The organism is Streptomyces sp. NBC_00057 (assembly GCF_045041165.1).
Lineage (GTDB): Bacteria > Actinomycetota > Actinomycetes > Streptomycetales > Streptomycetaceae > Streptomyces.
Genome location: NZ_CP108256.1, coordinates 6306574 through 6320201 on the forward strand (window position 1 = coordinate 6306574; position 13628 = coordinate 6320201).

A 13628-nucleotide genomic window follows, 5' to 3' on the forward strand; every position below is an offset into this window, starting at 1 on the left:
GTCAAGGGCGGGCACAAGCCGTGGGCCCGGCGGGATGCGCTATGCGGGGCAACCCGGCCGGGAACCGCGCACGGGGGGAGAGCTCCGGACGCGTCTTGCGAAGTCACAATCCGGACAAAGCTGCGACAATCGCAGTATGGACCGTCTGGACAGGGAAATCCTCGGCATCCTGCAGGAGGATGCCCGGATCTCGTACCGCGATCTGGGCGTACGGGTCGGGCTCAGCGCCAATGCCGCGGCCGACCGGGTGCGCCGGCTGCGGCGCGACGGTGTCATCCGCGGCTTCACCGTGATCATCGACCCGGCCGCCGACACCCGTACGGGCCTTGTCGTCTTCATCGACGTGTCGCTGCGGATGGACACGACGAACGAGGTGTTCGAGCGGGCGGTGCTCGCCCTGCCGGGAATCACCGAAGTGGTGCATGTGACCGGCGGCCACGACTACCTCGTACGGGCCGCCGTGGCCGACACCAGAGCGCTGGACGGACTGCTGCGCAGGCTCAAGCGGGAGGCCGGCGTCGCGCACTCCAACACCCGCGTCGCGCTCAGAGCGGCGCCCGCCAGATGACGGTCGGTGAGCACGAGCCGTCCTCGTCCCGGCCGTCGTCGGCGACCGACGGCCGGACCGCGGCTCGCCCGTCCGGCCGGCGTTTCCCGTTCGGTCATACGCCGCACCGTTCCTAACCAGTGTGCATGAGTGAGTCCAGGACCCACCGATGTGTACTGGGTGCATCCCGAACGGTGTTGGATGCGCTGGGTTCCCGCTTTCTCGTCCCGTTCGGCTGCACGTCTCGTGGGGCGTGGTCCGTTGCGGGTGGGCGGGTTCCGTCACGTCCTCGGGTGCCTGGCCTGGCCTGGGCGGTCCGATGCCCCGCACGATCTCTCCGGTCGTGTGGGGGCGGTGCCGCCCGACGCCGGATCGGGTGTCCGAGGGCGCGTCGTCCGATCGCGATGCCGGCGGCATCGTGACGGGACATCTTTCGCTTGGGGGTGGCCAGTGGTTTCTGCCAGTGCTGGGCACCCCACATCGAGGTGTAGGCGGGGTCGACCGCGACAATGCTCAGGCCCTGTTCGGCCGCCATGGAGACCAGCCGGGCCTTGAGCTTTCCGGTCGGGATGCCGGAGATCAGCTGCCTAAACCGCTTCCGGCGGCCGTGCTTCTCGCGGGTCTTCTCAGTGGTGAAGTCGAGGTCTTCGATGCCGATCGCGGCGACACCGGCCTGCTTGGCCCAGTTGATCAGGCGGGTCAGTGCGTGGCGGATCTGGGCGTCGCGGTGACCGGCCGAACCGGACAGGTCGTAGGGGAAACGGTGCGGGTCACCGACCGGGTTGCCATGCTGGTCGAGCTGATAGGCGGCGAAGTGGTCGGCGTTGGTGTCGACGCCGATCATGCCCCGGGCGCGGGCGGTGGCCAGCGGGATGGTCCGGACGGCGGGGCGTTGCCAGGATGCGGTGAGGTACCAGCGGCAACGGTCGGTGTCGAGGTGGATGCGGTAGGCGACGGACCGGTTCGCGGTGATGCGGTCGGCCCACTCCTGACCCCGGTGCGCGAACGCCGCGGTGGAGGTGAGGGTGTACCGGCCGTGCCGGGTGTTGGCCAGGTGGGCGAGCGGGGCGGGCAGTTTGATGCTGACCTCGCCGTCCGGGGTGACGCGGATCGTCTCGTTCCCGAACCGCTTCCCCGACTCGCCGTCGGCGGCGATGAACCAGCGTTCCGCTTCCCAGCGTTCTCGCCACTGCTCTTCGGTCAGCCGGGCCTGGGTGAGGTGGTGGCGGGTGTTGAGGAGGCGTCTGCCGCCCCGCACGACCCGGACGCGTCCGGCCTGCCGGTCACGGACCGCGGCATCGTGCCGGGCTTCCAGCGCCGCGAGGCGCCGGGACTTGTGGAACCACTCACCCTTGGAGCGGTAGCCACCGGCTGCCCGCTTCGTTCCCGGCGCGCCGATGGGGAGGGACAGGCGGTGCCGCAGCGTCCCGATCCCGGCCTCCAGATTCCGGATGTGCGCCGCCTGACAACGGCGCGCCAGCGCCCACTGATCGTGCGTGGCCTTCGTGATCGCACCGGCGATCCGCGACGACGACTGCGCGGTCAGGTCCCGCTTGCGCGACGCCCAGGTCTCCTTGCTGTGCTCCAGGCCATCCGCACAACGGGCCCTGAGATCACGGGAAGCGAGCGCCCCCTGATGCTCACCGACCAAGCGGAGCACGTTCTCGTCCTGGGATGTGAGGTGCTTGAGGCGGTCCCGGATTGCCACCCCGCACGGCCCGAGCGCCACGAACGGCGCCGCCAACTCCCGCAAACCACCCACCACAACACCCCTCCCCATGACTGGAAACCTGCCACCCGGCCCAACGAGCGGCAGCCGTCAAGGTCACCCATTTGGTCCCAGAACTACCGTTCCCGCCCCGCGAACCCGCCGACAGGACTCACTCCTGCTCGCTACAACGCACTTCAGCTCAGCAAACCGACAGCAGCTCGCAACCCCCCGCGGTGGTCAGCAGGCGAGCGGGTCGAGAACCAACGGCGCGATCTTCCCGTCCAGCATCGCACCGAGCCCCATTACGGAACACACGTCGGGCCGCTCGGCGATGTGCACGGGCACACCCGTGGCATTCCGCAGCATCTGTTCGAGACCGGGCAGCTGCGCGCTGCCGCCGACCATCATGATCCCGCAGTCGGCGATGTCGGCCACCAGGTCGGGCGGACAGTCGCGCAGGATCTTGCCGAGGCCGTCGAGCACCGTGGTCAGCGGCGCGTGGATCGCCTGACGCATCGCGGCGGTGTCGACCTGCACCGAGCGGGCCAGGCCGGTCGCCACGTCCCGGCCGTGGATCTCGGTCATGGTCGGCCCGTGCGCGCTCAGACCGCCGCCGCTGAGCGCCACCTGGAGCGGGCGTACGGACTGGCTCGGCAGCATCAGCTCGTGGTGCTGGCGCAGATGCTGGATCACCGCGTGATCGATGGCGTCGCCGCCGACCGGGATGCGTGCGGCGGTCACGATCGAACCGAGCGAGAGCACCGCGATCTGGGTGGTCGCCGCCCCGCACACCATGATCATGGAGGCGGTCGGCTGCTCGACGGGCAGCCCGCAGCCGACGGCCGCCGCGATCAGGGTGTCGACCAGTTCGACCCGCCGGGCGCCCAGACCCACCAGGGTCTCGACGGTGGCCCGCTGGGCGAGCGGATCGCTGTCGTGCGGGGTGCAGGCGGCGGCCCGCAGCCGTGGCTTGCGGCGCAGCTGGCGGCGGAGCTTGTCGCCGAGCAACTGGCGGAGCATGCGCTGGGCCATCTCGATGTCGATGACGGTTCCGCCGGTGACCGGGTGGACCACCCGGATGTAGTCGGGGGTGCGGCCCGTCATCTGTTCGGCGAGCGTGCCGACGGCGATGAGCGAGCCGGTACGGGTGTTCATGGCGGCGGCACTCGGTTCGTCGACGACGAGCCCGAGCCCCTTGACGTACACACGGGTCCGGGCGGCCCCGAGGTCGACGGCGACATGGCAACGGCGCAACTGCTCAAGGCTGACGGTCACGGCAGGTTCTCCCGAGAGCGCTGATTGGGGTACCGGCGGCAGCCGGCTCTCTTCGCATCGTGCGCCGTTCGGAGTCATTGCGCGCGTCGGGATGGGCCGTAGGAAGTACATAGCTGACGAACCGACAGAAAAGTGCGGTACGGGGAAGTCAGCCGGGCAGCAGCCGCTGGAACAGCCCCCAGGTGAATTCGGCGACATACCGCTCACCCGTCCCGGGTGCGGTGATCGCGAGCGCCCACCTGGTCGGTGCGCTGCCTTCCATGGGGCGGGCCGGTGCGAAGGCCCGTGCGACCTCGTCCACCGTGCCCGACCAGGGACGCAGATCCTCGACCGTACGCAGCTCGGGGCCCGGTGCTCCCGGCGCCCGGACCAGCCATTCGTTCCATACGGCCCCGCTCGGCGCGACCATCACCTCGAACCGCAGATCCGGCCAGAGCGGCACCGGCCACAGCAGCGCGTCGCACTCCAGGTCGCCGATGGTGCGGTGTACGGACGACTCGGGTTCGCCGAGCACCGAACGGTAGCGGCGCAGGGCGCCCCGCCCGCGTGGCGCCCGCACCATGGCCTGCCAACGGCGGTTGGCCTCCCGCATCTCGGCGAGCGAGGCGCTCAGTTCCTGCCGGGCGTCGTCGACGAGGGCGGGTTGATGGTCGGCCATCCGGCGCAACAGGACGAGCTGGAACTCACGAGGGCCGAAATGTGTGGGCGCGGTCATGGATTCAACGGTTCCACACAGGATCCTCACCTGAGCGGCTTTCTACGTTGTCCTACAGGCACCTAATCTGCGGGCGCCATGGATTACTGCCACCCGTGTCAGCGGCATCTCAACGGTGCTCTGGCCTGTGCCGGATGCGGAATCCCCGCCGAGGCGCTGAGCCACTACGCCACGCCTGCGCCCTCCGGTCACGAACCGGATGCGGAGCGCGAGACGTCCGCACCGCCCCAGCCCGGGGGGCGACGCCGCCAGGGGCGCGGCGCTGCCCAGCTCGCGCGCGGCACACATGGTTCCCGCAGGCCGGACCGGAGGGCCGGGGCGCAGGGGCGTGGTCGGCGTGCGCACCGCCGTCGCGGCCGGACGGCCCTGCTCGTCGTGCTCGGCGTGGTGCTCGCGGCCGGGGCGCTGAGCCTGGCCGAGCTGGCCACCGAGCCGAACGGCGACGGCGGCGCCTCGGACTACGTACGCGAATCCACCTCGGTCACGACCGGGCCGGCCCCTGCCCCCTCGGCGAGCGACGCGCTCGAGCCGCCCGGTCCGGTGGACGGTCCATCCGTGCTTCCGGCCACCGATTCCCATCCGGCCGATGCCACAGGTGCGGGCGGGGCGACCGGCAGCGCCCGCCCCGAGGGTTTTGCCGCGTCGGCACCGGCCTCCACCGCGCCCTCCGCCTCCACGGACCCGTCGGCCGGCCCGGGTGCCACCGAGGAGACGCCCGGCCGACCCTCGGCCTCCGTCCGGCCCAGCGACGGCCCGACACAGTCGGCAAGCCCGGCACCGCCCAAGCCCAGCCCGACGCCCTCGCCGACCAGGTCCGACACGTGCTGGTTCCCGTGGTTCTGCTGGTGAGCGGTTTGCCCGCTTGCGTGACCCCCGGCCACGCCGCGTCCTCAGTCGCGGCGCGGGCCTGATTCGCCCAGCATCCGCCGCAGCAGGTCCCGCAGCATCGCCCGGTCCCCGTCCGACAGCTCGGCCAGCGGCTCCCGGGCGAAAGTGAGCGAATCGCGCAGCTGCTGCGCCGTCCGCGAACCCTTCTCCGTCGGGGCGGCCAGCTTCACCCGCCGGTCGGCCGGATCCGGCCTGCGCTCCACCAGGCCGCGCGTCTCCAGCCGGTCGACGATGCCGGTGACATTCGACGGCTCGCACTTCAGCTTCTGGGCGATCTTGCGCATGGGCATCGGCTCCAGGGAGAGCAGCCCGAGGACGCGCGCCTGGGCGCCGGTGAGGGAGTGGGCCGCCGCAGCCTCGTCGTACTCCTCGTAGTAGCGCGCCACGACGGTACCGATGAGCTCGACGACTTCGAGAGTCAAAGGGTCTGTACGAGTGGTGGCCATGACGCCCAGGATAGCCGGTTACTTGACAAGGTGAAATATTCGGGAGCATGGTTGTTTCACGTAATGAAGCATTTTGGCTTCCCCCGTCGGCCCCACCGTCCCGGGCGAAGCTTCCCCCACCCCGTAAGGCATCGAGGAGACCCCGAGCCCATGTCTGCAGCACTTCCCACGTCCAGCCGTGAATGGCACCTCGTCGCCCGCCCCCACGGCTGGCCGAAGGCCGAGGATTTCGCGCTGCGTGAGGCCCCGGTCACCGCTCCCGGCGAGGGCCGCGTCCTCGTCCGCAATCTGTACTTCTCGGTCGACCCGTACATGAGGGGAAGGATGAACGACGTGAAGTCGTACACCCCGCCCTTCCAGCTCGACCACCCCATGGAAGGTGGAGCGGTCGGCGAGGTCATCGCCTCGAACGCGGCGGGCATCGCGGTCGGCGACCACGTCCTGCACGGCCTCGGCTGGCGCGAGTACGCCGACGTCCCGGCCAAGCACGCCGTGAAGGTCGACGCGTCGCTCGCCCCGCTCTCCGCCTATCTCGGCGTGCTCGGCATGACCGGGCTCACCGCCTACGCCGGCCTCTTCGAGGTCGCTTCCTTCAGGGAGGGCGACGCCGTCTTCGTATCCGGCGCGGCCGGTGCGGTCGGCAGCCAGGTCGGCCAGATGGCGAAGCTCAAGGGCGCCTCGCGGGTCATCGGCTCGGCCGGTTCCGACGAGAAGGTCAAGCTCCTCGTGGAGGAGTACGGCTTCGACGCGGCCTTCAACTACAAGAACGGCCCGGTCGCCGAGCAGCTGCGCGAGGCCGCCCCCGACGGCATCGACGTCTACTTCGACAATGTCGGCGGCGAGCACCTCGAAGCGGCGATCTCCTCGCTCAACGTGCACGGCCGCGTCACCGTCTGCGGAATGATCGCCCAGTACAACGCCACCGAGCCGACCCCCGGCCCGCGCAACCTCGCCCTGGTCATCGGCAAGCGGCTGCGCATCCAGGGCATGCTCGTCGGCGATCACGCCGCGCTCCAGCCGCAGTTCGTCCAGGAGGTCGCCGGCTGGCTGGCCTCGGGCGAGCTGAAGTACCGGGAGACCTTTGTCGAAGGCATCGAGAACGGCTTCGACGCCTTCACGGGTCTGCTGCGTGGCGAGAACACCGGAAAGATGATCGTTTCCCTCGCCTGACAGAGGCTCCGGTGCACCCGTCAGGCTCCTCCGCAGGCCGTCCCGATCGTGGGCGCGAGTCGCGGCGCACAGCAGAAGGAATTTCCGGCATGGCCATTGAGGACATCACTGTTGCCTACACAGCCGTCGCCACCGCCGAGAACGGCCGTGACGGCCGCGTCTCGTCCGACGACGGCAACCTCGACGTCATCGTCAACCCGCCCAAGGCCATGGGCGGAAGCGGCGCGGGCACCAACCCGGAGCAGCTCTTCGCGGCCGGCTACAGCGCCTGCTTCCAGGGGGCACTCGGCGTCGTGGCCCGTCAGGAGAAGGCCGACATCTCCGGCTCCACGGTGACCGCCGCGGTCGGCATCGGCAGGACCGCCGAGGGCGGCTTCGGTCTGGAGGTCGCGATCACCGCCACCATTCCGAACGTCGACACCGCAACCGCGCAGTCGCTCATCGAGAAGGCCCACCAGGTGTGCCCGTACTCGAACGCCACGCGCGGCAACATCAAGGTCGAGCTGTCGGTGGCCTGACCGCTCGAAACCGACCGAGGGCCGCACCCGCAGGGGTGCGGCCCCCGGTCGTGCACCGGACACACCGCGGCGGGAAAGGCCCCCGCCCCCACAAGTACGCTGACACCATGCGTGATCTAGGGGTGGGCTTCGGCTACTTGATAAAGGGGCAGCGATGGGTCGGCAGGCACGGACGCTGGTTCGGTTTCGGGCTGCTGCCCGGACTCGTCACCCTCGTCCTGTACGCGGCGGCGCTGGTCGGCCTCGGCTACGGCGCCGACAACCTGGTGACCTGGGCGACCCCCTTCGCCGACGACTGGTCATCGCCCTGGCTCGGCCTGCTCCGTAACACCCTGACCGTGCTGGTCTTCGCCCTCGGCCTCTTCCTCGCCGTGATCACGTTCACCGCCGTGACGCTGCTGGTCGGCCAGCCCTTCTACGAGTCGCTCTCCGAGCAGGTCGACCGTACGGAAGGCGGTGAGGTCCCCGAGTCCGGGCTGCCGCTCTGGCAAGAGCTGTGGATATCCGCCCGCGACAGCGTCCGCATCCTGGTGCGGGTGGGGCTGTACGCGGTGCTGCTCTTCGCCCTCGGATTCATTCCGGTCGTCGGCCAGACGGTCGTCCCCGTGATCGGCTTCTGCGTCACCGGCTACTTCCTCTCCGAGGAGCTCACCGCCGTCGCACTCCAGCGGCGCGGCATGGTCCTGAAAGACCGGCTCGTCCTGCTGCGCGGGCGCCGCATGCTGACCCTCGGCTTCGGCGTACCGCTGGGACTCGCCTTCCTCGTCCCGTTCGTCGCCGTGTTCCTGATGCCGGGCGCCGTCGCCGGAGCCACCCTGCTGGCGCGGGACCTGGTGGCGCCCGATGACGACGTGGCCCCCGCCCCGTACACCCTCGACAAGGGCTGAGAGATTCCGCGCCTGCGCACCGCGATGCTGAGGTGGCAGAAGGTCCTCAACAGGGGCATCGGATCGGTGCTCGTCGGACTGGGCGTCGCCCTGGGCCTGGAAGGGCACTGAATGGCCCGCTGAGCGACGCCCGCCGGACACGGGTCAGCTGCTGTGCACCTCCAGCGCGGACCTGACCGCCGACTCCAGGGCCCCCTCGATCCAGGCCGGCTTGATCGAGGTGTGGCAGCCGGCGAAGTGCAGCGGCCCCTCGACCGAGCGCACATCGGCGAACAACTCGGTGTGCTGGCCCGGCAGCAGCACCGAGGCCTCGCCGTACGCGTACGGATCGCGCATCCACGACTGGGTGGCGCCGACGCCCGTGTAGAAGACCTCGATGCGCTGCCCGTACACGTCCTGCACCCCGCCCAGGGCGTGCGGATAGCGCTCGTCGTCGTCCAGCGAGTCCCACTTCAGCGCGTCGTCGGCCCAGCTGTACGAGGCGAGGACGACGCCGCCCGCGCTCCCCTCGACCGGGTGGGACGGCTGGAACATGAAGCGGTTGGGGTTGTCGGTGACCGATCCGCCGCCGATGACATGCGCCGCCTCGGGCTGGTTGCGGGCGGTGGCCCGGTACGCCGCGTAGTGCACGCGCTGGTTGGGCGGGAGATGGCCGGGCGGTACGGAGGGGTGGGCACCCAGCAGCGAACCGTCGGCCGGAGCCTTGCCCAGCCGGTAGGCCTCGTACAGACCGGGCCGGACCTTGTCCAGCTCGGTCTTCCAGTCCTTCTCCTCGAACTCCCACCAGCGGAGGCTGAATTCGAGCAGCACCTTGGTCGCCGCGTCGTAGTGGATCTCGGTGATCGCGCGCCGCTTCCCGTACGAGAGCGCGGGAGCGACGGGGATGTGGCGCAGCCCGGAGAACGGCACGGTGATGATCGCCCGGTCGCCGGTGAACGTCTCGCGCACGAGCGGCTTGCCGTCCCGGCCCTCGGAGACCGTCTCGACCCGGACACGGTCCGCGCCGTAGCTGATCCTGGTGGCCCGGCGGTCCAGCCGCACGATGTCCTCGACCCGCTCGTACATTGCGTCGGCAAGGGTGGCCGTACCGTCCGGCAGCTCGAAGAACGCGGTGTCCGGGCTGATCAGGGAGGCGCCGATGAAGCTGTGCACAAAGGCGAGATGGAGCCGGGAGGTGAGGTTCTCGACCGTGCCGATGAGGTCGATGGTGCGCTCGTCGAGCTTGGCCGCCTCGGTCAGGAAGCGGAACATCGACCAGTGTCCGTACCTCTGGATGACCCGCGCCCAGCCCTCGACGAGCTCGCGGCCCTCCTTGCCCTCGAACTCCTTGCGCACGGGTGCGAAGGCCTCCCGCACGATCGTCGCGGCGGTCTTGTTCTCGAACTCCGCGGGGACCCCGAACGAGCGGTTGATCGCCTGCGGCTTCGCCGCGTAGTCGGCCTTGCGCATCCGGACGCCGTTGACGTGGATCCAGGTGCGGTTGACCGGCCGGCCCTCTGTGTCGACATCGACCAGGTAGAAGCGGCGGCGCTTCAGGTCGAAGCTGTCCATCAGTCCGGTGACGAGCGGGTGGCTGTCGGGGATCCGCATGGCGCCGGCCTCGGCGTACTGCTTCGGGTCGGCGAACGGCGCCTTCGCGTTCTCGTGGCCGCCTTTGCGGAAGGTCTTGATCCGGCCGCCGACGCGGTTGCCGTTGGCCTCGATCACGGTGACGGTGTGCCCGGCGCTGCGGAGCAGATGGGCGGCGGTGAGCCCGGCCGGGCCCGCGCCGACGACCAGCACCTTCTTGGGGGCCTTGCGGCTGCGCGGCAGGCCCTTGGACAGCAGGATGTCGCGGTAGTGGGGGATCAGCGGCTGGTCCTGTTCGTCGCGTACGAGGATGGCGCGGGCGATGTTCAGGCAGGCGTCCCAGTCCGAACCGGTGGCCGCAGGTGCGAGCGCGGTACCGGATGCGGCGGGCGCACCAAGGGCGCCCGGAGCGGCGGCACTTGCGGAGCCCACGGCGGTCGTGGCAAGGGCGGCGGCACCGGCGGCGGCACCTGTGATCACGGTGCGCCGGGAGGGCAGGCCGGAGGAAGGCCCGGCAGGCTTGGAAGTCATGCGCCCCACCCTGCGGCGCCCGGGACGGTGACCTCTGCCCGGACGCGCGTAGATCGTTCGGAAATCACCCGCAGGTGGGGATTGTCGATCTAGTCGTACAGGTGTCGCTGCAGGTCATGTCATGATCGAGGGTTCTCGGGGGCACTCGATTCCGTCGACCGCAAGAGCGTCAGGAAATCCTGGAAAGCCGTCGGCATGTCCACCGAATCCGGGTCCAGCAGCCACTGGTACTGAAGCCCGTCCATCATCGCCACCAGCAGCGGCGCCGTGCGCTCCGGAGTCAGGCCGCCCGGCAGCCGCTCGCCGTACTCGGCGCGCAGCATCGCCGCCATGCTCGCCCGGACCTGGGTGTAGCGGCGGGTGAAGAACTCCCGCGCGGGATGACCCTCCGTCACGCTCTCGCCGAGCAGCGCCGAGAACGTCTGGACGATGCCGGGCCGCATCGCGTTGTACTCGACGAGCGAGGTCAGCAGATCGATCCGCCATGTGCCGTCGCTCCGGGTGCCGCCGCCCGTGTCCCATTGGTCGCGCTCCTCCAGCACGGCGACGAGCAGTGCCTCCTTGGTCGGGAAGTAGTGCAGGAGCCCCTGCTGACTGAGGCCGACCCGCTCGGCGACAGCGCTCAGCGAGGCGCCGCGGTAGCCGCGCTCGGCGATCACTTCGAGAGTGGCGCGGAGAATCTCCGCCCGCCGCTCCGCGCTTCTGGCCCGCACCATCTCCCGGCCCCTTTCGGTGCTCCATCGGTTCCGCCCCGAGGACCGTACGCCATCCCTGAAAATTACAGACTGATAACGAAGCCTACTGCTCTACTGGTAATGGAGTCACTATGGAGACATTCAGTGCAGGAATCCGACGAGGAGGTACGGCCGTGGCAGGCGCGTCCACATCCACCCATCCCGATGCGGTCCGCGAGGCCGCGGTCGACGCGGCGCTGGCCGCACTGGGGCTCGACGACAAGACGCGGCTCCTGGCCGGCCAGGACATGTGGTCGCTGCCCGAACTCCCCGCCGTCGGGCTGCGCTCCCTGGTGATGTCCGACGGGCCGATCGGCGTCCGCGGGGTCGCCTGGACCGCCGACGACCCGTCCGTCGCACTGCCCTCGCCCACCGCGCTCGCCGCGACCTGGGACCCGGCCCTGGCCCGCCGGGCCGGCCGGCTGCTGGCCCAGGAGGCCCGCCGCAAGGGGGTGCACGTCCTCCTCGCCCCGACCGTGAACCTCCACCGGTCCCCGCTCGGCGGGCGCCACTTCGAGACGTACAGCGAGGACCCGTACCTCACCGGCGAGATCGGCACCGGCTATGTGCGGGGCGTGCAGGACGGCGGGGTCGGCACGACCGTCAAGCACTTCGTCGCCAACGACGCCGAGACCGACCGCTTCACCGTCGACAACATCGTCGACCCGCGCACCCTGCGCGAGATCTACCTCGCCCCGTTCGAACGGATCGTCAAGAACGCCCACCCGTGGGGCATCATGGCCGCGTACAACCAGGTCAACGGCTCCACCATGACCGAGCACCGCTATCTGCAGAACGCGGTGCTGCGCGGCGAATGGGGCTTCGACGGCTACATCGTCTCCGACTGGCTGGCCGCCCGCTCCACCGTCGCCGCCGTCAACGGCGGTCTCGACGTCGCCATGCCGGGCCCCAGGACCGTGTACGGCAAGGCGCTCGCCGACGCCGTACGGGCCGGTGACGTCGAGGAGTCCGTCGTCGACGGGGCCGTACGCAACGTGCTGCGGCTGGCCGCCCGCGTCGGCATCCTGGACGGCGCCCCGCCCGCCGTCGACGAGGCGGACCGCCCCGAGACCGTCGACGGCGACGCGCTGGCCCGCGAGATCGCCCGCCGCTCCTTCGTCCTCGTACGCAATGAACGCGCCGCGCTCCCCATCGACCCGGCCGCCGTCCGCAAGGTCGCGCTCAGCGGGGCGCTCGCCCGGGACGCCCGGGTCCTCGGCGGCGGCTCCGCCCAGGTCTTCCCGCACCACATCGTCTCGCCGCTGGACGGCCTCATCGCCGCCCTCCCCGAGGACGTCCTCGACTACCGCGTCGGCGCCGACCCGAACAACGAACTCACCCCCGCCGAGAAGGGCTTCGAGCTCAGGGCCGTCTGTTACGACGCCTCCGGCACCGTCATCGGCTCCGCCCCGCTGCACAGCGGCACCGTCCAGTGGATCGGTGACGACTTCCCCGAGGGCGTGACCCGCGAGACGCTGCACAGCGTCGAGATCACCGGCACCTTCGTCCCGCGCGACAGCGGCGAGCACATCTTCGGCACCCGCGGCACCGGAGCGCTCAGCCTCACCGTCGCGGGCGAGACCCTGTACGACGAGGTCCACCGGGTCACCGGCTCCGCCGACCCCGGCGAGGCGTTCTTCGGCAACCCCCTGGAGCGCGGCCGGACCGTCCTCACCGCGGACGAACCCGTCGAGGTCTCCCTGCGGCAGATCCCCGACACCCTGGGCGACGACGCACCTATTCCCGGCGTCTCGTTCTCCTTCTGCCACCTCGGCCCGCGCCGCGACTCCCAGGAGCTGATAGCCGAGGCCGTCGAGTCGGCCCGCGCCGCGGACACCGCGATCGTCGTCGTCGGCACCACCGAAACCGTCGAGTCCGAAGGCTTCGACCGCACCGACCTGAAGCTCCCCGGCCACCAGGACGACCTCGTCAGGGCCGTCGCCGCCGCCAACCCGAACACCGTCGTGATCGTCAACTCCGGCTCCCCGGTGGAGCTTCCGTGGCGTGACGAGGTCGCCGCGGTCCTGCTCGGCTGGTTCCCCGGTCAGGAGGCCGGCCACGCCCTCGCCGACGTCCTGCTCGGCGCCGAGGAACCGGGCGGGCGCCTCCCCACCACCTGGCCGGTCGCACTCGCCGACGTCCCGGTCTCCTCGACCACTCCCACCGGCGGCGAACTCCACTACGAGGAGGGCGTCTTCGTCGGCTACCGGGCCTGGGAGAAGGCCGGCACCGCGCCCGCCTACCCCTTCGGCCACGGACTCGGCTACACCACCTGGGAGTACGAGAACCTGGTGGCCGGCCCCGACACCGCCACGGTCCGCCTCCGCAACACCGGCACCCGGCCCGGAGCCGAGACAGTCCAGCTCTACCTGGCGCCCCAGGAGGACACCGCCGAACGCCCGGTCCGCTGGCTGGCCGGCTTCGCACGGGTCGAGGCGGCCCCCGGCGAGAGCGCCGAGGCAGTGATTCCGCTGGAGCGGCGTGCGTACGAGATCTGGGACGAGACGGCGTACGACTGGACCCTCGTCCCCGGCACCTACGAGGTGCAGGCGGCCCGATCGCTCGGTGACGTACGCCTGACGGCGTCCGTGGACATCAAGGAGTAGCGGCCCCGGTACGGGAGAGCCCCGGCGCGGT

General features: G+C 70.6%; 12 protein-coding genes and 1 pseudogene. 7 read left to right on the plus strand and 6 right to left on the minus strand.

Annotated features, from left to right (window positions below):
• The first annotated feature begins 136 nt into the window (after positions 1-136).
• Positions 137-568: an Lrp/AsnC family transcriptional regulator gene (locus OG953_RS29605; protein ID WP_405688097.1), complete on the plus strand. Its 432-nt coding sequence runs from the start codon at positions 137-139 to the stop codon at positions 566-568.
• A gap of 112 nt (positions 569-680) precedes the next feature.
• On the opposite strand, the gene OG953_RS29610 is transcribed toward OG953_RS29605, so the two are convergent.
• The 3 genes from OG953_RS29610 to OG953_RS29620 all read right to left on the minus strand — a co-directional run bounded on the left by OG953_RS29610 (position 681) and on the right by OG953_RS29620 (position 4248).
• Positions 681-2309: an IS200/IS605 family accessory protein TnpB-related protein gene (locus tag OG953_RS29610; protein WP_405692136.1), complete on the minus strand. Its 1629-nt coding sequence runs from the start codon at positions 2307-2309 to the stop codon at positions 681-683.
• 186 nt (positions 2310-2495) lie between these two features.
• A complete protein-coding gene (locus OG953_RS29615; RefSeq protein WP_405688098.1) occupies positions 2496-3533 on the minus strand; it encodes a rod shape-determining protein in 1038 nt (345 codons plus the stop codon).
• A gap of 148 nt (positions 3534-3681) precedes the next feature.
• Positions 3682-4248 carry a hypothetical protein gene (locus OG953_RS29620; protein ID WP_405688099.1) on the minus strand — a complete coding sequence of 189 codons (567 nt, stop codon included), beginning with the start codon at positions 4246-4248 and terminating at the stop codon, positions 3682-3684.
• Positions 4249-4326: 78 nt separating this feature from the next.
• Here OG953_RS29620 and OG953_RS29625 point away from each other — a divergent pair, with 78 nt between their 5' ends.
• Positions 4327-5097 (plus strand): hypothetical protein, encoded by a 771-nt coding sequence (locus tag OG953_RS29625; RefSeq protein WP_405688101.1) that lies wholly within the window; start codon positions 4327-4329, stop codon positions 5095-5097.
• Positions 5098-5138: 41 nt separating this feature from the next.
• Here the strand turns inward: OG953_RS29625 and OG953_RS29630 are convergent, their stop codons facing one another.
• Positions 5139-5582, minus strand: coding sequence for a MarR family winged helix-turn-helix transcriptional regulator (locus tag OG953_RS29630; protein WP_405688102.1), 444 nt, complete (start codon positions 5580-5582; stop codon positions 5139-5141).
• 150 nt (positions 5583-5732) lie between these two features.
• On the opposite strand from OG953_RS29630, the gene OG953_RS29635 reads away from it, so the two are divergent.
• From OG953_RS29635 to OG953_RS29650, 4 genes and pseudogenes are all read left to right on the plus strand, one after another.
• Positions 5733-6752 carry an NADP-dependent oxidoreductase gene (locus OG953_RS29635; protein ID WP_405688104.1) on the plus strand — a complete coding sequence of 340 codons (1020 nt, stop codon included), beginning with the start codon at positions 5733-5735 and terminating at the stop codon, positions 6750-6752.
• A gap of 89 nt (positions 6753-6841) precedes the next feature.
• A complete protein-coding gene (locus OG953_RS29640) occupies positions 6842-7270 on the plus strand; it encodes an organic hydroperoxide resistance protein (RefSeq protein ID WP_405688106.1) in 429 nt (142 codons plus the stop codon).
• A 107-nt stretch (positions 7271-7377) separates the two neighbouring features.
• The gene (locus OG953_RS29645) at positions 7378-8157 is read left to right on the plus strand and encodes an EI24 domain-containing protein (RefSeq protein ID WP_405688108.1); all 780 of its coding nucleotides are present in this window, start codon (positions 7378-7380) and stop codon (positions 8155-8157) included.
• Positions 8158-8166: 9 nt separating this feature from the next.
• Positions 8167-8268, plus strand: a pseudogene (locus OG953_RS29650) (LysE family translocator); the annotation flags it as partial.
• A gap of 33 nt (positions 8269-8301) precedes the next feature.
• On the opposite strand, the gene OG953_RS29655 reads toward OG953_RS29650, so the two are convergent.
• Complete coding sequence (locus OG953_RS29655; RefSeq protein ID WP_405688109.1) at positions 8302-10257, minus strand: FAD-dependent oxidoreductase; 1956 nt, start codon at positions 10255-10257, stop codon at positions 8302-8304.
• Between the two features lie 119 nt (positions 10258-10376).
• Positions 10377-10973 (minus strand): TetR/AcrR family transcriptional regulator, encoded by a 597-nt coding sequence (locus OG953_RS29660; protein WP_405688111.1) that lies wholly within the window; start codon positions 10971-10973, stop codon positions 10377-10379.
• 152 nt (positions 10974-11125) lie between these two features.
• On the opposite strand from OG953_RS29660, the gene OG953_RS29665 reads away from it, so the two are divergent.
• On the plus strand, positions 11126-13597 hold the full coding sequence (locus tag OG953_RS29665) for a beta-glucosidase (protein WP_405688113.1): 2472 nt from the start codon (positions 11126-11128) through the stop codon (positions 13595-13597).
• The last annotated feature ends 31 nt before the right edge of the window (positions 13598-13628 follow it).